Genomic DNA, 21,033 nt, shown 5'->3' on the forward strand with positions numbered 1-21,033 from the left:
TTCTCTGGGGCCTAGGACGCCTCAATAAACGCTAGTTCAATTCCGCTCTCTTCAATACTTTGTGTTCTTCCTCACTGACGCCTAGTTTCCAATAACTGGAAATATAGAGGTCTTTTTTATCGAAGTTGGGTAGAGCTCGAAAATGAGCTCTTAATTTTCTCATACTGGTTAACTCGCAGGCACACCAGATGGATGGACGCCCTTTCAGCCAATCCAGCTGTCGGACTTTATCTAATAAAAACGTGTCTCTGGTGCCTGGGCGGGGATTGATTAGCCAGTGAATTTCGATGTTATCCGGAGTTTTCAGGGGCTGAATATCGGATTCATTGATGACTTCAATGATCACATACCCTCTGGCGTGCTTTGGAAGTAGCTCAAGATTAACACTGATAGCTGGTAGGGCTGTCATATCACCGACGATGAGGAACCAGTCTGCGCTGTCGTCTACCAGTTTCTTCGGACCTGGGCCTCCTACAGTAATCCGGTCTCCAGCCTTGGCACTTGTTGCCCATGTGGATGCCGGGCCACCGTCCTCATGAATGACAAAATCAATGTCAATTTCATCATGACGCTGAGCCCTGACTGTATAGGTTCGCAATATTGGTTTAACGCTGTCTGTGTTGGGAAACATCAATTTTACATAAGCACTTTCCTGTTCCTCCGGAAAGTCAGCCATGCCTTCACCCCCCAGGGTCAGGCGAAGCATATTCGGGGTCACCTGTTGTTTGCGAAGGAGGGTTAATTCTCTCGGGCTGGGTTTGCTCATTGATACACTCTCATACTTTGCTCCAGGACTCAGCGGCACTGGTTCCTGCTTGAAGTTTTCCGTCAATCTGTATTCGGGTTCAGGTTATCCATCATGATTCTGGCCAGACGGACGAACTCTTCGATTTCGTCCTGTTGCAGGCCCTCAGACATTCGTTTCCCGGCCAGATCTTCGGCCTCTTTGATCCGTTTTATTGTTTCAACTCCCTTATTGGTAAGTCGCAGAATCTGACTGCGACGATCTTTGGGGTTGTCACTTTTCTCAATCAGGTTTTCAGCAAGTAAGTCTTTTATCACCCGGGTAATCTGCGCTTTATCCAGTTTCAGGCGTGTTGAAATGGTTTGAGCTGTACAGATTTCGTCGGTATTTTTTTGATAGTGATTGATCACTTTTAAAGATCGGATATGAGAGACAGCAAGGGAAAGACCAACTTCTTGGTGACCTTGTCTCATTGCTCGTTTGTAGGTATGTAATAACTGGTGAAGAGATTCACCAATATTTATCTCAATCATAGTGATTTGTGGTATTTGGTTGATTTTGTCAACTATATAGAGATAAGGTTGATAGTGTCAACTATGTTTTGGTTGTGAATTGGGAGGAGTGGTATCGACATTTAGCCAGCTCCAATGCTGCTCACTTGTCACGACTCTTTTGTCATAACTCATTTGTCACGACTTAGCTATCAGGTCCCAGTATTTGAGGTGGCGGAGTAGGTTAGAGACGTGATCTAATTCCCGATTATTCCTTCTCAAAACAAGATAACGCTGAGTTCAAGATGATTTATCAACTGGCTACAGTGGGGCTGGCTCCCTTGCTGATCTATCAGGGTAAAAAGGTACGTCGGGAGACCCCCAGGCTGCCGGAACCCTTGGGGGCCAGGTGTGGGAAAACCGGCACCGGCGAGCCTCTCAGACTATTGATTGCCGGAGACTCGGCGGCAGCAGGAGTTGGGGTTGAGGCACAGGATCAGGCGCTGGCAGGAAGACTCTGTCGTCAGCTCGCTGAGCGTTATCGGTTGTCATGGAAATTGGTTGCCCAGACGGGCTATACCGCGGCGGATGTCGTAACACGATTGCAAGCTGAGCCTGAGCAACGCTTTGATGTGGCCTTGCTCTCGGTAGGAGTCAATGATGTGACAGGGAGGACGTCGATAAAGGCCTGGAATCAACATCTTTGGGGACTTTCTGATCTTTTGAGGCAGCGGTTCTCTGTGGAGACAATCCTGTTTACCAGCGTGCCACCCATGCATTTATTTCCAGCCCTGCCACAACCCCTGAGATGGTATCTCGGGTATAGAGCTGACATGCTGGATCAAAGCATGAGAAATCTATTTCGTGATCAACCTGACATCAAGGTTATTGAATCCTTTTCTGAGCCGAATCCCTCATTTATAGCCGCTGATGGGTTCCACCCCGGTGCAGCAGGATATGAGGAATGGGCTACGGCGGTGTTTGGCGCACTGAGTGCTGAGACACGGTGAAGCTTAGATGCGCAGGGCAAGAACTGCTTGCTTATCCTGCCCTGCGTCCAAAATTAAACGTGTCAACAGGCCCTAGAAACTATAACCCACAATCGCACCAAGAATGGCTTCTTCGGAATCATAGAATTCGATGTTGGAGTCAGCTTCGCTGTAGCTGGCAAACCAAGTTAAGTGAGTGTTTTTAAATGCCAGAGGTTCGCCGATGGTAAATGAAACATTGGCCGAAAGACGGTCATCTTCGCGAACTTTGTCGAATACCGGGTGACTGGCGTCAAATTCAAAGCTGTCGTAGTTTAGTCCACCTGTCAGTACATACTTGCCAAACATGTAGTTGAGCTTAACCCCGGCGCCATAGCCGCCAAAACTCTGAGCTTCTCCTTCGGCATCAAGAGCGGTATAGCTGATCTGGGAGGATAAAAACAGCGAGTCAGTGAGAGGGACTGACCCTCCCAGGGATACCTGATAAAAATCGCCGGCCCGTTTCAGTAACTTCATTTCGTTGGAAGTGATACCACCGGGTTCGTCCAGGAGCGATGTTCCCGAGGCTTCGTTTTCAATTTCGATCTCTCCGACGATATATTCGAATGAAATAGGAAGCTGCAGAATATTCTCGGCGGCAAATCGGAATGCATTGGTCTCCTGGTCTGTTTCTTTCCTGTCGTTACCGGTTAAGAAGGGGTCTTCCCAGACTTCACTGCCGGCACCGCTGATAAACGGTATAAACGAGAGACTGAGCTTGGTGTCGGATGCCAGACGATGACTGACGCCCAGTTCCAGCATACTTTCACCGAACATGGCTGGTAATTCGGGGGAAGTGAGAAATATCTGGGTTTGAAGATTGTCGAAGGTGTAGGTGACATCGGCCCCTAATCCAAATATTCCGGAACTTTCTTCTTTATGTTCTGAGGAGAGGGAATCGATGCTCTTGTTGTCGTCACTGGTTGTCGCATGAGAGGGTTTTGATTGGCTGGCACCCAATATGACGGAAAGAGAAGTCTGAAAGCCTGGTTTGATATCATCCTCGCCTGATGCCCTCGGCTCGGCGGCACCTGCTGCGGAGGAAAGGGTTATCAATACAATTGATGTTTCAATTAGACATGGCCGGTTAGCTTGGCTGATAGCGGGGGATCTTTTTGATTCTAAATTTGTCGGGCAATATTGGGTGGCTTGTGGTTTCATTTTCAATCCTGATGTACGGCTGGGTTTCCTGAAAGGTAAAACGAAATATCCTTCCTGCATTAAACCTTGTCGCACATTAAGATGGTATTAACAGAACATGTCGGTTTTAGTCGTTTTGAGACAGTTCTGGACGACCTGGCTGCCTATTTCTCGACACATATTTCTTTCCATTTGGCCATCATTCGCCATATTCCCATCCCCGGATTGACAGAATCACTTGTCAGAGTGAAGTCATTGACAGTTAATCAGTTTGGCTGTCGGAGAGTGAGCACTGCAGGTGAGTCTTCGAACGCAGTGGCCAGTGTCTCACTCCTGCAAATGGAGCGTTAGTGAGCTTGATTTAAATAGCTCTTGAATTAATTAACAAAAGTAAGAATAGGGGATTCATATGTTCGATGCGGTTTCAGGTGATGACGGCAGTGGCATTGTATACGTGCGCGCTATTGAAACAGAAAACCCATCAGTCTCTAACACCATACATCTGGGAGACACCGTCGAGCTCTTTGTTAACGGAGAAGGTGTTTTCGTCATCGTGACTGACTTTTTGTCGGGAGAAAGGCTTCCAGGGAAGGAAGGCGAGGAGCCGGGTCAAGTGCTGACAGGCGCTTTGGAAGGGGTCGTCACGGATATTCCGGCGGCTTCGATCAATACCGGTCTGGAAATCGCCGAGGTGATACGTTTCGGTCTTGCAAATATTTCCCGGTGCTTTCAATCCTTCTGAGCTTTCCATTAAGGCAGATATGGAGGTTCAAGGGAGTTACAGACCGAATAAGGGAAAACCGACATGAAGAGAAACATGCTGACGTGTTTTCCTTTTTACCATCGCATATACAGACAAGAGTGATCAAAAAGTGAACTTTTAAGGTGAAGAAAATGGAACAGAGAGTACACAGACAGATCAGAGCCATTCGCAAATATGCCAAATCACGTAATCTTGCGCTGGAAACGGCTGCCAGAGAGTGGTGTGCCTGCGGACTGGCCGCAAGGTGGGCGGAGGCTAATTAGACCTAAGACACCCTGGTACACACTAACCTCCACCCTGTTTATTACGTTCCTTCGTTTGTTATTTCCTTGCCCCTGAATTTTCTGTCATATCTGTTCCTTTAAGCGCAAGTAACTCGCAAATCTCGGGATATTGTTTTTAGTCGTTCCCCGGTAACGGTAGGTAATGACACTGCCGACAGGTGGTGGCTGAAGCCTGTCTGTCATATCAAAACCACTTCCAATTCTGAAGCGTATGCCGTTCTCTGTTTCTACCAGAAGAGACCCCATCATCCCCTTATATTTCCCCTTTGCTGGCAAGTGGGCCAAAACCCTGGCCTCAGCATCCTGTGCCTTTTTCAGTTTCTGCAGATCGTAGGAGCGTTGTGCCTGATAGAGAGAGCTACCCCGATGCAACATCAGACCTTCGCCACCTTTGGCGGTGATGACGGACAGGTGATCGCTGAGGGCTGTCTGGCTGGCGACTTTGAATTGTTTGACGGCTTGTACGTGGTTGGGGTTGAGGGGCTTGATTAAACTCTGTAGTGCCTGTTTCCGCTCATCAAAGGTTCCAAGATGAGAGGGGAGATCGAATACCATGTATTTCACCGACTGCCACTCGCTGTCGATGGGAGAGTCTTTACTGACAGTACTTAATAATCTGGCGAACTGGCCCCTTCCAGCCCATAGCTCACCGTCCAAGGGTGATACCGGTAAGTTTTTCAGGAACCAGTCTGGAGCATGAATGACATTTCCATTGCGAGTTATCAGATTCTGGCCATCCCAGTATGCCCGTATACCGTCCAGTTTTTCACTGATCCAAAAGTCGGCTAAGTGGCTGGCGGCCTGAAAATTTTCAGCAAGAATGAGCCCGGGTTTATCAACGGCACCGGCAGATACCGGCATTAAAGGAAGAGTGAGTAGCGCGAGGGCGATACCCGTGTGTTTCTGAAGCATGATACGTCCTTGTTTCAATTGTTCATCCATGAAGCTTCATTATGCTGATAAGCGGTCATCGACAATATAAGAGTCTGTCCAGTCTTTTTGTCAGAGATTTCTCAATGGTGATGCTGTGTTTTCTTTTTTTGGCCGGTTAAGCCTTGCCGAATAAATTTGGAAAGCAGTATCCTACCCCGCGCGAAGCGATACCGAAGTGGTTGCTGCCAATTCTTAGACAGGAAATTTTTTATGCGAATCTCTATACCGCGTCGATGGTTAAATATAGCCGGAGCGATACTGACCTTTATCTTGGTGGCTGGATGCGCTAGCCGTCCGCAGTATAACGATCTGTATCCTCTGACTGTCGATTCGGTTCAGAAACAGGATGTCTCTGCCAAAAACGTCAGCAGTGCAGATCAGGCACCGGTGATCGGGATCGCATTTGGCGGTGGTGGGGTCCGGGGGTTTATGCACCTGGGGGTGATTAAAGCGTTGGAAGAAGCTGGGATCCGGGCACAAATAGTTACCGGTTCCTCTGCCGGATCAATTGCGGCCACATTTTATGCCTCTGGTAAAAGTTATGAGGAAATGGCCTCTATCGTTGAGAACGTCAAAGAATGGGATGTTGCTGATCTCAGGCTGGCGTCCAATGGTTTTGTCAAAGGCGAGGCGCTCGCTGAGTGGATCAATGGGCATCTGGTTCAGGAGGATATCAGTGATTTTCCTATCGGCCTTGGTATTGCGGTCACTGATCTGACTGAGCGGGAAAGCAAACTCATTCAGTCAGGAAACCCTGGTAAAGCTGTGCAGATTTCCTCCAGTATTCCCGGAGCCTTTATTCCTGTAACCGTCAATGATCATGTCTACGTGGATGGGGGAGTATTAACTTTAATTCCCGTCCGATATGCCAGGGCCATGGGGGCGGACTTTGTCATAGCGGTAGATATCTATTGCGGAAACCAGAAGACTGATACCGACACTTCCGGACGGATTCTTCTGAGCACTTTCAGAATGCAGAGTTGTAAACTGGGTGAAGCGGATCTGGCCGCGGCGGATATTGTGATCCAGCCGGAGTTTGAACCGGAAAACTATGGAAGTTTCAGCTCGAAAGCCGATGCGATTGAAGCGGGTTATCAAGCCACAATGAAACAGCTGGAAAAAATTCAGGGAATGAAAACGGCTCTTAACCAGCAGAGAATCCTTAGTCCCTGGAGCTTGCAGTCTAAAGAAGAGCCCTCAGCCTGAAGAAGAGCCCTCAGGTTGAAGAAAGCTCCCAGTCTGAAGAAGGGCTCGCAACAGCTTGTAAAGGTCGTCGGTGAAATACAATGCTCAATGCTTGTTTTGTTTCACCGAGTCGGCCTGATCCTGCAGCCAACCTTCAAGATATCCCGGTACGATGAGCTCGCTTTTCGCCCGGGAAATACCCGTATATAGCTGGTTGATGGTTTCAGCCAGGGCCTGGCGATCACTGTTCTGAATCGTAATGGCGCTGCGGATAATCATTACCCGCTCAAATTCCTGGTTGCGGGCATCATCAATTCTTCCCAACAAATATCTTGTTTCTGGAGAACCGGTGCCAGCTTTGGCGAGGGAGTTCTGGAAGTGTTTTTCCTCGTACCCTGCATCAAACAGTTTATGGACTTTCATCACCACCGGATCTGACTGTTTCTGCACATAATCTTCCCAACTTCGACAGTTTTGTAGTTCTCGATGGCTGGGCCTGGTGTGAAAGCGGTAAAAGGCAATGGCATCCTCTACCAGCCACTTCAGGTCTCCCAATGCCCCCGGCAGAATATCAAAAGAACTTTGGCTGACCGCCAACTGTTGCATGACACTGAGAATATGCCAATTGGTAGGAGCAAGAATGGCACAGGGTCTGTCCGGAATTTTGAATGTGTCATAGTAGGTAATGTTGGTGGACTTTTCGTTAGAGCCGATAAACTCTGCCTGGGGTGTCACCGGATGGTGCCGGATAATACCGTTGTAAAGACGATTGGCATTTTGTCCGGCCCTCAGGGAATGGTTCATGGTGCGTTGCCTGATCTGATGGCTTCGGTGCTGGGAGAAGCTGGCCATCATGCGGGCCTGGTAACGGTCGCCTAAGGTGATGACTGCCTGAGGACTTCTTTCCAGAATTTCGATAACGGGGGCCGGTAGGTCGTGACTCTCATCCATGATGATATGCGTAAAGCGCCGGGGGATTTTTTCCCGGAGCAAGGCCAGTCTTTTGATGCGGTGGTAGCCCTTGATCGGTAATTCCGGCCCAACGCTGGCGCCCGTGATGGTGTCCCATAACTCCGCAGCCAATTGTACGATAACCTGCTGCATGCCCTGGAGTTTTCCCAAGGTGTATTGGGGAATGTGATGTAACTGTATCTGGGTGTCTTTGGAATAGCAGAAGGCATTCACCGTTTTATTTACGACATCCGCGACCTGAGCTGGAGTGAGCATCCCGATGGGGCGGTATCCCATTTGTGTCGCGAGTTCGGAATGACTGATCGTAAACTTCCTTTTTTTACGACCACCGACACGTCTCGTGGGGTCCAGCAGATTGGATTCAAGAATCTCATCAGCCATTACGCCGAAGGTTTTACCGGTGATGTTGTGATGGTTGGGGAGCCGTGACATAAGCCCCTGTAGTTGCGGCCGGTTCATGGCCAGCAGCATGATATTTCCTTTCTGCAGTAGCTCTGTCAATTTGACGATCAGCCGGGTTTTACCGGTGCCTGCATATCCCTGAATATCGACGGATTCCTCCGGATCGGACATGATCTGGTTCAGAATTCTATCCTGGTCATCAGAGAGGTAAATTCCCCTGTCAGTGCGAGCAGCCAGGTAAACGTTGGGTTTTCTTTCAGTTGTTTTTTTCGATTGGGTCCAGCGATATTCACCGCTTTTATCAAGATAACTCCGTCTCTTGACATCCTCCTGACTCATCAGAGAGACGCCGTTGTGCAGGAAGCTAATGCCTGCTTTCAGTTCTTTCCTGCCAATGACACTGGATATCTGTGACCTGAACTCGCTCTCACCCATGATATTGGCTTCACTGATAAGTTGAGCCAGAGCCTGTTCTGCTACCTTGGCTTTTGCCGATGTCGTCATAACCGGAAGTCTGGTGATGATATAGCATGCCGCCAGCTCGTAAACGGACAGTGTCTCGAGGACGTTGGGGAGCGCTTCGAGATTGGCAGTTGTTCCGTTTTCCAGGATTCTCTGCAGCGTGCCTTTGGAGACGGGAAGATGCAATGTCATTCTGTGGGGAGGCTCGTGTCAGGGCTTCTAACTTCCGGAGTCGTCACGATTCCGGTAACTTTACTTGGACAGCTCTATTCAGACAGCTCTGCACGTGATGCCTCGATTCTGGTGATCACTTCGTTGAATTCCATATCCAGCAGGTAGCGGTCATTCACCGAGGTGATCGGCACTCCGTCGAGATCATAGACCAGGTGAGTTGTATCGAGGGTGACAATGGCTTTACCGTTATCAGAGCGCTCAGCCCGGCGAATGGAAGATGGCACGATGGCAAGATCGCTGTAGCTGACAGGAAAACTCTCCAGGCTGCCACCCCGGCAGTAAATCAATGTTGCGTTGCTATCTTCTGCCATGAACTCTAACTCGTGGATACTGGTAAATGAACGCTGATTATAAAGGCCGAAGGGGCTCACTAACACCGCTTTATCAAAATTACCGGCCAGGAGGAAACGATACAAGCTGATCTCGCTGCAGCAGACTGATCCGTCCACCGTGAAACGGGATAGGGGCATATCGCATGAACAGGCTTCTAGGGCGCGGGAGAATCCTGCTGCCGTTCTGCATAGCCTTTGGCTGAGGTCATAAAGGCATCCATGATGTCTTTGGGTTTTGCTGATTCCTCTGCTGAGGGCAAGGAAGCAACCTCTTCAGGGTTGGCCTGCTGAGGTTTGGTGCCAACACCGAAGGCACGCAACACCTGTAGAACTTGAGACAGACTGGAAAAGGCCTTAAACCAGAAAGGCCCCCCCAGCCCGATCAATATACCGGTGAAAATGGAAGCTACCATCCAGACAATGAAAGTCGGTATCTCTTTGAGCAGCGCGATGAAGTTTTTATCCGTGGTACCCCATAAGCTTCCTTCCTGGGGGCAACTCGGATCACCTTTAGGTCCGGTTGAGCAATAGGGGTAATAAATGTAGCCGACAGGGAGACCTGAAGTTTCCAGCTTGTTCAGGCTGTCCCTGGAAGAATTTGCCAGGTCGGTCAGGTTACCGGAAATTTCTTCAAACTGGTCACCGGTTAACTGGCCTTTGGCGACCATTGCCTGAAGACTTTCTAGTGATTCCGCTGCCTGTTGGTTGGCGTTCATGGCGGATTGAGCCTCAGCAATCATGGATTCTCTGATGTCAGGGCTTTTCATCAGAGTGGACATGATACGGCCGGCGTGAATATTCACCGCCAGGGCCAACAGAATGCCGATGATAATAGATAACAAATGGGTTCTTTTACGAAACAGTTCACTGGAAGCTCTGCCAAAACGGTCGTAAGTTCTGACAAAGTCATTCACGATGGTTTCAACTTTTTCTTCTGTTTCTTTCAGGATTGCCTGACCTACGTCGCTTCTTCCCAGTCTCTGGGCAAATGAAAGAGGACTGAGCTGGCTGATGGAGGTTTCGCAGCCGGTGAATTTATCGAACAGACGCTGCCACCATTTTTTTTTCTTTTTGCCGGTGTTTTCTTTGTCAGAGCTCTCCGATTGCGTTTCAAGGCTGATCATCGCGGGATTGTTTGTCATTGTCCTGACGAACTTACGGCATACATCCTCTTTGGTCTTCCCTGGTTTCTGAGTTGTCGTATTGTCATTAATGGCTTGGGTATTATTTGTGGTGGACTGGGAATCTGTGGGCGATTGGGTATCTGTGGTGGACAGGGCGGCGGTAGTGTTGCTTGTCGGTTCAGATGTCGTTTTATGGCTGTCAGTCTCTGGCGACTTGTCATCATCCGGAGAATTGTTTTCGCCTGTAGGCTGGTCATCAGTAAGATACTTGCCGAGCCGGGGATGAATAACTGTCTGATAGAAAGAGGTCATGGCGATCTGCAGATTTTTTTCGCGCAAGCCTGCTACACGAACGCAAAACTCAACGATGCCTGTGACGATGGTGGAGAAAATAATCATGACTACGGCAAAAGCCATAGCTGATTCAAGTAGGGCCATCTCTTCTCCTCCCAGAATTCGTTAGAGAGCGTCGGAAAAACTACCTACGTTGCCATTGCTGCGTCTGTCAGGTAGCTCGTTTGGGCTCCAGATTACTCGAACAATGAATTCAGTTTTCCTGCGAGCCGGATTCCGTCTTTGACCAGACAGTCATCAATCAGTGCCTTGTTCTTATAGGCATATTCGTAGGAAAGGCTGGGATCCTCTGAGCTGCTATTCCCCAGATCGTATACCTGCTTTCGAACGGATTTGGATTCAGTCGCCCAGTCTCGATAAGTTGAACTTTGCCATTCCCTGATCTGTGAGCTCGTGACATTATCCAGAAAGCTGGCATATTCACGGAAACTCAATTGCTCATTTTCGATCAGACTGCTGTCCCAGACAGAGTGGAGGTTGGTTTTTCTGCCGAACCATTTGACCCGAACTTTATTTCCCCCGTAGTCATCGCGGCGCCCGACGTGAAGAGGCTGATGAATGTCACCAACAAAGTGGATGTAGAAGGCCAATGCACGCCACATTTCTGTCTGGTTGACCTTCTTTTCTGCCAGGATGCTTTCAAACTTCTGCAGCGCAATCAGGATGTCTCCCTTATCACTGTGTTCGTAGTCGTCGAAAGATTCATCGTCATCTATGGACACAAAATGCCAGGGCTTGGCGAAATCCCAGCCGGAATCCGAGCGGATTTCGTCAGGCCAGGTGGCTGACTGGGCCAGATGCCGGCCTTCGGTAATTTTGAAAATGGCCGCTTTGGCTTCCGGTGACAGATGATCTTCGGCAATGCGGGCAACAATACGGTGACCGTTAGGACCGAAAGACAAGGCCGGCAGGGACAGCAGCAACATTCCGGCGAATGTGATCAGAGGAAGAAATAGACGCAATTTCATTGGCTGAATTCCTCGTCGAAACTGAGTTTCTTATCCATTATCAGGCTCTTTGGTGTGGTGACGGGTTATCGCCAGACCTACTCTGCGTATATGTAGGGTGACCTGGCGGAATTCTTGGTCACGTCAGTGCTTTGAGCCGGATAGGTGGACTTGAGTTCATCGATCAACGCGAAGCGTGAATCCACAAGACCGTCCGAGATTCGTTTGATTCGATGATTATCGACGAGAAACTCAAGACCGGAATCCCCCCGATCAATCAGAAAATTGGCGATCGATACGGTGTACTCTGAACTGGTATTCAAAGGCACCCCATTGATGCTCCAGCCGGAACTGGTCATCTCTACTTTCGCGTGATGTAGAAAACCGCCTTTTCCCCGATTGGCTTCTCCGACATTCAGTGCCTGTTCCAGAATGTCGCCAGGCATCCGTACTTGGCTGTAATCTCCGCCAAAAGGCAGAATACGTATGACATCATATTGAGTCACATCCCCGGGTGGCAGAATGTCATCAATGCGGATGCTGCCAGCATTGAGCAATGACAGATCCGAGCCTGGATAAGCGGCCAAAGCACTCTCTGCCACTAATGAGGTCAAGCGGGTTTCGCCGTTGCGAACACTGGCTTCCAGTCCATCCAATGGTTCACTGGTTATGGCCACCAGTTGTTCAGGTTCGAATCCATCATTTCGAAAAGCCGTAAAGGCCTTGTTAATCCATTTATCCACAACTTCCGCAATGACTGGATCTTCGTCGAAACGTGCGTCGATAATCTGCAGTCGTGAATTAATGGAGAGACTTTTGCTTAGGGTGTCGTAGGCGAGGTGATGGATATACACGGAGCGTGCATTGGCATCTGCCTTGGCGATGGGGGTGAACTCTATGCCGCGACGCAGATAGGCATTTTCATGTTCGTGTCCGCCGAGTATCAGGTCCACATTGGTCAGCTTTTCTGCGAATTTGATGTCTTCAGCCAGGTCCTGATGGGTGATCAGCACCAGGATATCCGCTTTATCCTGATTTTTCAGTTGGTTCACCGCCCTTTGAGCTTCTTTCAGAGGATCCTCTATGGTGACAAAATCTTTGGCCAAAGACCGCAAGGTAATGCCAGCCAGTCCCACTTTAATACCCTCGACCTTCAGAACCAGGGTCTCCTGGGTGTTGGGAAAGAGCTTGCCGTTTGAGGCATCGAGCACATTGCTGGTGATGATCTTGAATTGTGCTTCATCCAGCCGGTCCAGCATGGGCTCCAGACCATTGTCGAATTCGTGATTGCCCAGTGTCATAAAGTCCCAATCCATGGCGTTCAGTACGGCAACCATCTGTTTGCCATTAAGACGTTCGCCATCCACTTTGGCCGTACCGATCGCCGAAGGGCTAAAAAGATCGCCGGCGAGTACTGTGAAAGTGTTGGGATTCTCCCGTTTCAGTTGATTGATCAAAGACTGCAATCGGGCCAGGCCACCATAGAGGCCTCCGTTAACAGGTGTCATTTCATAAACATCATTGGCTTGTACCAGTGTGATATTGACCACTTTGGCACTGACAGGAAGAGCAAATAGAATAGTGAAAAACAGCCACAGACCAGATTTCTTCGGCATGGCGCCCTCCTTGGAATATCCCTGCAGGAGTCTCCAATACTTCCTTGAGGCTCCATGATTAACAAACCTTGGGACAAACAATCACAAAGCCTGTTTGTTGAGTCCCTTAGTTATAGGTCAGGAATTGGTGGTGTGCAATTTTTGATCGAGTAGAGGGCAATGAGAATGCTCCATATGAAGCCATATAAGTCATTGTGTGTATCCAGAGGGATACTGACGCTCCTGGCAACGTGTAATCACTCAAATTGGCAAGGTTGGTACTTTGGTATCTCATCAAGAGCTGTATACCAGGTAACAGACTATACTCTCAGTTGAAGCCCAGTTAAGCATCATCTACTCCGGATAAGGAGCGCAAAGTGATTCTTTCTACCTCGATGGTTGTATTGGTTGTTGCCTTGTCTGCAATACCTGTTGTGGATTCGAATCGCACTGTTCATTTGACCAATGGAGAGTGGCCGCCCTATACCTCAGAGAAACTGAAACACGGGGGCGTCTTTACCCATATTGTGACCGAGGCATTTAAGCATTCCGGCTATACCGTTACGTACGAATATCATCCCTGGAATCGAAGCTACCAAATCGCTCAGGAAGGTGATGCTGACGGCTCCCTCACATGGGCTCCGACGCCTGAGCGGGAGTTGGACTTTATTTTTTCTGACCCGGTGACTTTTAATAAAAAAGTGATTTTCCATCTGAAAAGCTTCAGTTTTGACTGGAAAAATATCCGAGATCTGGAAGGGCTGAGAATTGGGGCCACAGATAACTACACTTATGGTAGTGAATTTGATGCTGCTGCCAGTAATGGACAGCTGTCTGTGGAATTTGTCAGTGCGGACGAACTGAATATTCGTAAGTTATTAGCAGGCAGGATAGAAATTTTTCCCATGGAAATAGAGGTGGGATATGCGTTGATTGACCGAGAGCTGACTTCGTCCCAGGCTCGCCTGATAACCAACCATCCCCGTCCAATCCAGACCACACCGATATGTGTCGCTTTCTCCCGCAAGATAAAACCTGAGCGAGTGGATGTCCTACTGAAAGACTTTAATAAAGGCCTGGACTATCTCAGGGCCTCAGGCAGATATGAAGAGCTGATGTGGGACTCCCGAACCGGAAAATACAGAAACGACTCGGCAAAGCCGCATATCAATCAGTGAATCTTGAAAGTCTGCCGGGTTTTCCCGGTTATTGAGGAGCCAGGCTTAACAGGCCTGACTCCGAACATATGCTGCGGCTTATGGCTGCGCGGCATACCACACGCTGCCCACGCCATGACCGGTGGTATCTCCCTGCTGACGGTCACCAACCCAAGTGTAAAGTGGCTGATTCTTATAGGCCCACTGGTAAGTTCCGTCTTTACGTTCAATGACGGTGAAATCCCCCCAGACTTTGGCATTGGCCTTCGCGAAAAATGGAGGCCAACTGCCGGTGCAACCGTCATAGCAGTTAGAAACACCTTCAGCGTCTTTGGTGAAGGTATACAGAGTCATTCCTTGAGCGTTCGCGAAAACGGTCCCGATGGACGTGCTTACTTTGGTCACGACCTTTTTGCTGGGGCTTGGTGTACTGGTGTTTGCTGTTTGGTAATAGCCGTCACCATAACTGTTGCTGACGCTGTAGGAAGAATGCTTGTCCTTGGCGAAGTAATCGACGGTGTCGGCTTTGCCCTCTGCATAAACATTAACGCTTCCTAAAGCGATGGTAGACAAGGTGGCGATGGCTGCCAGGGTAGTTAATTTCACGTTGATCTCCTATGGGGCTCTATGTTGATTGACTGTTTCTCTTTATGACGACACAGGAGATGTATTTGGATGCAATGAAAAAATATTTTTTTGGAATTTCCATACATGCATTAGGTAAAGGCTGGTGGAGACTGGTGAAAGCCAGATGACTCAGAAGATGTTTTTGTCTCGGTAGGCATTATCCGAAGCTTTCCTGTTTTTCGTTTTAGTTGAGGCCTAAATGGCAATAACAGAAATGAAATTTAGTGTGCGGCTAAGATTGGGCGTTATTGGTAAATATCTGTATTGGCGAAATGCAAGGTTACGTATAAGCAACAGTATTCCTGCCAGATCCAGATAAAATCCCCGGTCCAGACAGAGGACTCTTATTCTCGATTCCGGAGATCACTTTCCCGGAAGCTGGACTATTGATCTGGATGGATTTTGGAAAAAGTAAAAGGAGTATTAACTATGTATGATCTTGATAATCCACCGGCTCCCGCGAATGGGGTTTTGACTCAGATTTCGGGTACATTGTTCAAACGCTGGATGACCTCCTGTAATGCGGTCAGTGTTGATGGAACCAATGCATTTCAAATGGTCGCCATTTTGTGCCAAAGTGAGCCGGAAACGCTTGGTAACGCAATCATCACGCCAAACTGGCATCTCACGATGATGGGTAATCGCGATTCAACCATTTCTGTGAATTTTCATTTTAAAGTCGAAATAGGAAAACCATACTCACACTACTGGCATTACGAGCTGTATCGCGTCGCCGCGTCGAGAACCTGGCATTGGGTGGGACACGCCAACCCCCTGATACCTGAAACCAATCAGGGCGGGGGAGGTGCTGGGAGTGATATTCAGGCCTTGAGGAGTAACCTGACGCTTGTGCAACTTGAAGCGCGGAGACGTCGAGCTATTGAAAAAGGAATGTCAAAGTCGATTCGGGACAAGTTGTTACAGAAACTGAATAAATGGGATCGTGATGGCATCATTCACGATGACGGGACTGGGGTATTCACGGGCGGTACCACGGTCTAGAAATATTTTATCCGGGGGGAAACTATTCTTGCGGATAGTGTCACTTCCCCCCGGTAACCTAAATTAAGTCCTGACCTTATGGCTGTGCGGCATACCAGACGCTGTCCACGCCATGACCGGTGGTATCTCCTTGCTGACGGTCACCGACCCAAGTGTAAAGTGGCTGATTCTTATAAGCCCACTGGTAAGTTCCGTCTTTACGTTCAATGACGGTGAAATCCCCCCAGATTTTGGCATTGGCTTTCGCGAAAAATGGAGGCCAACTGCCGGTGCAGCCGTCATAGCAGTTAGAAACTCCTTCAGCGTCTTTGGTGAAGGTGTACAGAGTCATGCCCTGAGCATTCGCAAACACCGTTCCCATGGAAGTATTTACCTTGGTGACCACGCGCTTGGTCGAAGGGCTTTGTGTATCGTTGCTTGCAACCTGGTTATAGCTGGCGCCGTAGTTGTTGTTATAAGAGCTGCTGTGGCTATTGCTGTAGGAAGAGTGTCTGTCTTTGGCGAAGTAATCGACGCTGTCGGCAATACCATCTGCATAGGTGTTTGCACTTCCAAACGCGATGGCAGAAAGAGTGGCGATAGCAGTCAGAGTAGCGAATTTCATATTGATCTCCTGTGGGGACACATTGTGTGTTTAAGTGTTTCTCTTTATGACGACACGGGAGATGCATTTGGATGCAAAGATAGTAAAAAAAATATCTTTTGAATTTGGCTGGCGATCACCGGCAGGTCTGGAGCATCATGTAGACCTGCCGGGGCTTTATTTCTCTTACTTCTTTTTCAGATCTTAGCTTTCTGTTTCCGGACTGTTGTTTTCCAGATTTTCTGAATCAGCACCTTCTGTCTGGCTCTGTGCTGTCCGGGCTTGTTGTAGATCGCTTTGTAAAGATTGGGCGAGTTGCTTTAACTGAGGCAGGATTTCCTGCAGCATCTGTTGCGAAACCTGGGTTGAGTCAGCAACAACCAGGGGCATCTTTTTCAGAACAGACTGGCCGGTGTCACTTTTATAGAAGTCCAGCATGCCTTGAATTTCTTCCTGGGTGTAGTGCTTGAGATAAACATCAATAATGGGGTCTTTCATTTTCTCCCAATTCATTTGCTCTTGCATGAGGGAATAGACATTACCCATATAGTCATCAAATATCTCTTGCTCGTCTTTTTTAACACCCAGTCTTTGGCCCAGTCCTACCGCCATTTGTTTCATTTGGGAATAAATAATATCGACCATGGCGTCTGCTTTCATCACTTCAAGCAGTTCTTCTACGGTCTCCCTCTTGGAAGTGTCGCTGGCTGTTGCTGATAGAGAAAAGGTGATCAGGAACAGGGCGGTTAATAAATACTTCATTAGATTTCCTTGTTTGGTGTTTTCCAGTTGTTAAGTGCCTGTTTGCAGGTAACAGAGGTCGTGATTTGCGACCATGCCAATCATTGCGATAGAAATGCGGGCAATTCTCTGCACCAAAATCGGCAAGAGGAGCAGTGTAAACTAAATTCCAATGAATTAAATGAACGGCGGCTAGGGTCTGTTGAGGTTTTTGATGACGCTCGTGTAGAGTCTGCCCCCTCAACAGACCCTGGTGAAGCTTTTGATAAAGGCGGAAAGACTGGTCACGGGGAAGGTCGTGTTACCTTAAGAGGTTATTGATGGGGTTAATTGCCCTGGCATGGTCAATGAAGCGACTGATAAGGGAATGCCCGTCTGGTTTTTCTCAGCATCGGGGAGAATATCCACACTGGGCCATCGCCCTGTTGCCAGGGCTTTGGCATAGGGAGTATCCAGCCCTTTTTCCTTCATGGAAGCTTGCGCTCCGGCGGTATCGTAGTTTAACCGGTGCCAACTGATGTGAATATCATGGCTGATTTCATTCAGCGTCATGTACCAGCCATTCGGAGTGCCGTCATTGGCTGGCATCCCGATAACTCCGGCATTCAGCCAAAGACCAGATTCCAGCTTTTGACCGAAGGGTATACCGCAATGTCCCCCAATCATCACATCGGCCTCAGCCTCAATGAGTTGCTTCTGTTTAATGTCCTCAGGGGTGGACTGGAAGATAAACTGGTTAATCTGTTGGAATCCGCCATGCACACAGACAAACCGCCTTCCTGCAAATTGAAACCTGATTTGTCTGGGGAGGGAGGCCATCCAGTGACGTGAATCCATACTGGTATATTGTTGCGCAAACGCGTACCAGCCTGAAGATAAAAGAGAGCAGGTAGAACCTTCTTCAAACCCACACCCGCAATCGCTCGCGTCTTGTGCAAGGGATTCTTCACAATTCCCCATCGCCACAGGTATCCCCCATTGTTTCAGGAAGTTGACGGTTGCCTCAGGATCACCACAATAGGCCACCAAATCACCTGTACAGATAATGTGACTGGCGGGGACGCCCATCTTTTGCGCTTCTGAGTACATGGCTTGGGTGGCCTGAAAGTTACTGTACGGTCCTCCGAAGATAATGACCGTATCAGACATAAGGCCCAGATCCTGCTGAATCATACTTAGGCACCATCTTTCACTAATTGAGGCTGGGGCTGAAAGATCTGGCCGATGAAGAACAGAGCGCAGCCTCCTGCCAGAACAGTCGCAGAAATCCAGAGCAGCTTGGTATATTTATGGGCTTCGCCCAGCATGGCGCTATAGCCGGATGATTCGGTGAAATACAACACAGCACCTCCGATAGCTAACGCAAAGGAGCCAACATAGCTCCACACAGGAATATCCTGACGCCCTGCCCAAAGTGAGAAAAATATCACCGGGGCCAGGTACATAGAGGCCGTGCCGCTGACTGCAACAGCGCTGAACAGGTCCTTGTTGCCGAAGAAGACCATGGCAAGACCTAACAACATAAATGCGGCCATGACCAGTCGGCCGTTCAATAAGGTTGGCGAGACGGCTTTCATATCCACAGCGACCAATTTGGCTGAGCTGGAGAGAGTGCTGTCTAGCGTTGACATCGCAGACACCAGCAATGCAATGTTGAAGAGGAGCATTGGAGTGTCCCCCAGCAATCGGGTAAGCACCGTATTCATGGTATCTCCGTCAATGGCGTTGGCGCCGGCAATAACGCCCAGTGAACCAAATAAGGTGATGCACAGAATACTGATCCAGCCGGCATGGAGAAAGCTGCGTCGGGTGGTTTGGCGATCGGCGAGGAATCCCCGGTCCATCATGACCGGGTCGTGCATCGGATAGCTCCAAACCTGGAGGAGGGCGACTATGAGTAAGATTGGTCCAGGTTCCGTGATCTCGAATGGCTTGCCGAATACGGCCTCAATCGTGGCATTCCCGGAAGCCAGTGTGAGAACTGTCAAAAGTGCCAATACGCCGAAAAAAAGCAGCATCTGGAAAACGTCTGTTCTTAATGAGGCATGTAATCCGCCCAGCATGGCGTAAAGCAGTGTAACACCGGCGAACGCCATAACAGCCAGGGTGTAACTTAGGGTACCTTCGGCGCCAAAGAGAATGCCAATCACCAGAATATTGGCAAATACCTCACTTACCAGACGGAGGCCGATCACCAGGTTATAGCAGTGAGTGCCGGGACTTCCAAAACGATCCCTCAAAAACTCTTGAATGCTGGAAAATCCGTGTTTGAAGCGTAGGGAATCAATGATCATCCCGCCAGTCAAAAAGGAAAGGTAGTAAGCGGCATAAGCCAGAGTTCCCCAAATCCCATAGTAATATCCCAGAATAGCGGCATTCAGAAGAGATCGCGCGAATATCCAGGTAGTGACCTGGCTCAGAATCAGTGTCACAAGGCTTGGAGATCTGCCTGAGGGTGAGAGTCCTCTGAAAAAACCATCTTCATTTTTAGCTTTAGGGGAAAGCCATATTGAGATAACCGCCACCAACGCAACAGTCAACGGAAGCACATAACCCATGGGATCGGTCTCCAAACTTGGAATTCTTATCGTCATATTTCAAGTCTAGACAACAAGGGCTGAGATAAGTTCCAGGCCTCTTGATGTTCCTCTTCAATCAATTCTCTGAGTCGAGAGGCTGACAGTCTGTTGATGGGCTTGCCGTCTGTACTGCTGCGTCCGGTCACTCGGATGTCATTGGCAGGATAAACCGACAATTCTATGGGATATTCACCGGCCAGGTAGATGTGTGTGTATTCCACTTGACGGCTGTTTCTCTGAATAGAGATCTGCCGGGTTTCATATCCCCAGCCTAGTTCATCCAGGTGTTGGTAGAGTTGTTCCGGGTGATCGCAGAATACATGGATATCAATATCGCTACCCTGTCGAATTCGGCCGGTGCTGACAGAGCCAATGAGTCTTGGCCAAAACGGCGCCAGCTTAACCATAATATCCATAGCGAGCATGCGCATTTCAAATAAGGTGGATTGATGGTTCTCTTCCATATGAAATTTGGAAATCCGGTGTAATTCCTCTGCGATCTCTCCATTGGAGGGCAGGTATTTCGTTAGGTATTTTGTTCCCTTGCCTAACAGCCGTTTTGAGGCCATGCGTTTTGCATCAAGATATTGTTCGACACTTTCTTCATGCATCAGCCTCGCCGCTTCGCGGGTTAATAGTTGACGAATTTCGCGGTGTTTTTTACTCATATTTTTAGGGCGTTATGACGCCAGTTTCGTGCTAATAAAATCTTTTTTAGAAAATGTGTTGCGCTGAGAACGTGCTGTGTTGGAAAGCGACACTGAGCTTAACTTTGGTCTTCAGTATCAGTGGATGAGGACATCAGTCCGCTGAGCACCAAATCTGTGGCAGTCTCAGGTTCAGTCACCTCTGCAAATACTGATCGGCCTTTCAGGTCCCAATCTCTCAACAGTATCAGGTCTTGGTATTGATCTGCTCCTGCCAAAGCCAGGCGAGTCTTGCGTGGTGCAACAAGCAGATCAAGATGATGGCTGATAAGCCAGGTAACACGTGGGGAAAAAATGCCGTCCACCATCTCTGCTCCAACTTGAGCATGAGTTTTCTGATCAACAGATTTGCCGACATCGTGAAATAGCGCAGCAGCCCAAAGCTCCGGGTCAGTCGACTGACGATGGGCTAAATCAAAAACCTGTAGTGAATGGTAAAGCGCGTCTGATTCAGGATGGTACTTAGGGGGTTGTATAATGCCTTCGAGAGCGTTTAGGAGTGAGAGAAGATAGGTGCGATATTGGGAGAGATCAGAATGATGTATGTGCCTCAATATTGTTCCGGTTGAACCGGCTGTCAGGTGTTAAGTTGAAGCTTGATTATAATGATAAGCTTCAAAACAAGGCAAGACGAAGGTTTAGTTTC

At 48.7% G+C, this 21,033-nt stretch carries 23 protein-coding genes; 7 read left to right on the forward strand and 16 right to left on the reverse strand.

Translation table 11 applies throughout. The features are described 5' to 3' along the window. Window positions 1-31 precede the first annotated feature (31 nt). Both F566_RS0113340 and F566_RS0113345 read right to left on the reverse strand, forming a co-directional pair. Window positions 32-766, reverse strand: a complete 735-nt coding sequence (locus tag F566_RS0113340; RefSeq protein ID WP_026179988.1) for a siderophore-interacting protein — start codon at window positions 764-766, stop codon at window positions 32-34. Between the two features lie 62 nt (window positions 767-828). Beyond that, window positions 829-1,278, reverse strand: a complete 450-nt coding sequence (locus tag F566_RS0113345) for a MarR family winged helix-turn-helix transcriptional regulator (protein ID WP_020407498.1) — start codon at window positions 1,276-1,278, stop codon at window positions 829-831. A gap of 263 nt (window positions 1,279-1,541) precedes the next feature. Between F566_RS0113345 and F566_RS0113350 the strand changes: the two genes are divergently transcribed. Continuing rightward, window positions 1,542-2,246, forward strand: a complete 705-nt coding sequence (locus tag F566_RS0113350; RefSeq protein WP_020407499.1) for an SGNH/GDSL hydrolase family protein — start codon at window positions 1,542-1,544, stop codon at window positions 2,244-2,246. A gap of 72 nt (window positions 2,247-2,318) precedes the next feature. Here F566_RS0113350 and F566_RS0113355 read toward each other — a convergent pair whose 3' ends face one another. After that, a complete protein-coding gene (locus F566_RS0113355; RefSeq protein WP_020407500.1) occupies window positions 2,319-3,425 on the reverse strand; it encodes a DUF2860 family protein in 1,107 nt (368 codons plus the stop codon). An 81-nt stretch (window positions 3,426-3,506) separates the two neighbouring features. Between F566_RS0113355 and F566_RS0113360 the strand changes: the two genes are divergently transcribed. From F566_RS0113360 to F566_RS37930, 3 genes are all read left to right on the forward strand, one after another. Then, entirely contained in the window at window positions 3,507-3,755 is a 249-nt protein-coding gene (locus F566_RS0113360) for a hypothetical protein (RefSeq protein WP_026179989.1), read from the forward strand. 58 nt (window positions 3,756-3,813) lie between these two features. Beyond that, window positions 3,814-4,146 carry a hypothetical protein gene (locus F566_RS0113365; protein ID WP_020407502.1) on the forward strand — a complete coding sequence of 111 codons (333 nt, stop codon included), beginning with the start codon at window positions 3,814-3,816 and terminating at the stop codon, window positions 4,144-4,146. A 152-nt stretch (window positions 4,147-4,298) separates the two neighbouring features. Further along, window positions 4,299-4,430, forward strand: a complete 132-nt coding sequence (locus tag F566_RS37930; protein ID WP_020407503.1) for a hypothetical protein — start codon at window positions 4,299-4,301, stop codon at window positions 4,428-4,430. Window positions 4,431-4,514: 84 nt separating this feature from the next. On the opposite strand, the gene F566_RS0113375 is transcribed toward F566_RS37930, so the two are convergent. Next, entirely contained in the window at window positions 4,515-5,363 is an 849-nt protein-coding gene (locus F566_RS0113375; RefSeq protein ID WP_033416245.1) for a DNA ligase, read from the reverse strand. A 231-nt stretch (window positions 5,364-5,594) separates the two neighbouring features. Here F566_RS0113375 and F566_RS32830 point away from each other — a divergent pair, with 231 nt between their 5' ends. Continuing rightward, window positions 5,595-6,590, forward strand: a complete 996-nt coding sequence (locus F566_RS32830; protein WP_020407505.1) for a patatin-like phospholipase family protein — start codon at window positions 5,595-5,597, stop codon at window positions 6,588-6,590. A gap of 84 nt (window positions 6,591-6,674) precedes the next feature. On the opposite strand, the gene F566_RS0113385 is transcribed toward F566_RS32830, so the two are convergent. The 5 genes from F566_RS0113385 to F566_RS32835 form a co-directional block, all read right to left on the reverse strand. Continuing rightward, complete coding sequence (locus F566_RS0113385; RefSeq protein WP_020407506.1) at window positions 6,675-8,597, reverse strand: DEAD/DEAH box helicase; 1,923 nt, start codon at window positions 8,595-8,597, stop codon at window positions 6,675-6,677. A 74-nt stretch (window positions 8,598-8,671) separates the two neighbouring features. Continuing rightward, window positions 8,672-9,109: a hypothetical protein gene (locus tag F566_RS0113390; protein ID WP_020407507.1), complete on the reverse strand. Its 438-nt coding sequence runs from the start codon at window positions 9,107-9,109 to the stop codon at window positions 8,672-8,674. Between the two features lie 17 nt (window positions 9,110-9,126). Then, complete coding sequence (locus F566_RS0113395) at window positions 9,127-10,533, reverse strand: hypothetical protein (protein WP_020407508.1); 1,407 nt, start codon at window positions 10,531-10,533, stop codon at window positions 9,127-9,129. 92 nt (window positions 10,534-10,625) lie between these two features. Continuing rightward, window positions 10,626-11,417 (reverse strand): S1/P1 nuclease, encoded by a 792-nt coding sequence (locus F566_RS0113400; protein WP_020407509.1) that lies wholly within the window; start codon window positions 11,415-11,417, stop codon window positions 10,626-10,628. Window positions 11,418-11,494: 77 nt separating this feature from the next. Then, entirely contained in the window at window positions 11,495-13,012 is a 1,518-nt protein-coding gene (locus tag F566_RS32835; protein WP_020407510.1) for a bifunctional metallophosphatase/5'-nucleotidase, read from the reverse strand. A gap of 356 nt (window positions 13,013-13,368) precedes the next feature. Between F566_RS32835 and F566_RS0113410 the strand changes: the two genes are divergently transcribed. Then, window positions 13,369-14,169, forward strand: a complete 801-nt coding sequence (locus F566_RS0113410; RefSeq protein ID WP_211210664.1) for a substrate-binding periplasmic protein — start codon at window positions 13,369-13,371, stop codon at window positions 14,167-14,169. Window positions 14,170-14,247: 78 nt separating this feature from the next. Here F566_RS0113410 and F566_RS0113415 read toward each other — a convergent pair whose 3' ends face one another. Further along, entirely contained in the window at window positions 14,248-14,754 is a 507-nt protein-coding gene (locus tag F566_RS0113415; protein ID WP_020407512.1) for a COG4315 family predicted lipoprotein, read from the reverse strand. 450 nt (window positions 14,755-15,204) lie between these two features. Between F566_RS0113415 and F566_RS0113420 the strand changes: the two genes are divergently transcribed. Beyond that, window positions 15,205-15,777 carry a hypothetical protein gene (locus F566_RS0113420; protein ID WP_020407513.1) on the forward strand — a complete coding sequence of 191 codons (573 nt, stop codon included), beginning with the start codon at window positions 15,205-15,207 and terminating at the stop codon, window positions 15,775-15,777. Window positions 15,778-15,853: 76 nt separating this feature from the next. On the opposite strand, the gene F566_RS0113425 is transcribed toward F566_RS0113420, so the two are convergent. The 6 genes from F566_RS0113425 to F566_RS0113455 all read right to left on the reverse strand — a co-directional run bounded on the left by F566_RS0113425 (window position 15,854) and on the right by F566_RS0113455 (window position 20,941). Continuing rightward, window positions 15,854-16,381 carry a COG4315 family predicted lipoprotein gene (locus F566_RS0113425; protein WP_020407514.1) on the reverse strand — a complete coding sequence of 176 codons (528 nt, stop codon included), beginning with the start codon at window positions 16,379-16,381 and terminating at the stop codon, window positions 15,854-15,856. A 183-nt stretch (window positions 16,382-16,564) separates the two neighbouring features. Continuing rightward, window positions 16,565-17,122, reverse strand: a complete 558-nt coding sequence (locus F566_RS32840; RefSeq protein WP_020407515.1) for a DUF2059 domain-containing protein — start codon at window positions 17,120-17,122, stop codon at window positions 16,565-16,567. A gap of 285 nt (window positions 17,123-17,407) precedes the next feature. Continuing rightward, complete coding sequence (locus F566_RS0113440) at window positions 17,408-18,274, reverse strand: metallophosphoesterase family protein (RefSeq protein ID WP_020407517.1); 867 nt, start codon at window positions 18,272-18,274, stop codon at window positions 17,408-17,410. Between the two features lie 2 nt (window positions 18,275-18,276). Further along, window positions 18,277-19,695, reverse strand: a complete 1,419-nt coding sequence (locus tag F566_RS0113445; protein WP_020407518.1) for a sodium:solute symporter family transporter — start codon at window positions 19,693-19,695, stop codon at window positions 18,277-18,279. Further along, window positions 19,692-20,348 (reverse strand): hypothetical protein, encoded by a 657-nt coding sequence (locus F566_RS0113450; protein WP_020407519.1) that lies wholly within the window; start codon window positions 20,346-20,348, stop codon window positions 19,692-19,694. The genes F566_RS0113445 and F566_RS0113450 overlap by 4 nt, the downstream gene beginning before the upstream one ends. A 98-nt stretch (window positions 20,349-20,446) precedes the next feature. Then, window positions 20,447-20,941 carry an HD domain-containing protein gene (locus tag F566_RS0113455; RefSeq protein WP_020407520.1) on the reverse strand — a complete coding sequence of 165 codons (495 nt, stop codon included), beginning with the start codon at window positions 20,939-20,941 and terminating at the stop codon, window positions 20,447-20,449. Window positions 20,942-21,033: the final 92 nt, after the last annotated feature.

Source organism: Hahella ganghwensis DSM 17046 (genome assembly GCF_000376785.1).
Lineage (GTDB): Bacteria > Pseudomonadota > Gammaproteobacteria > Pseudomonadales > Oleiphilaceae > Hahella > Hahella ganghwensis.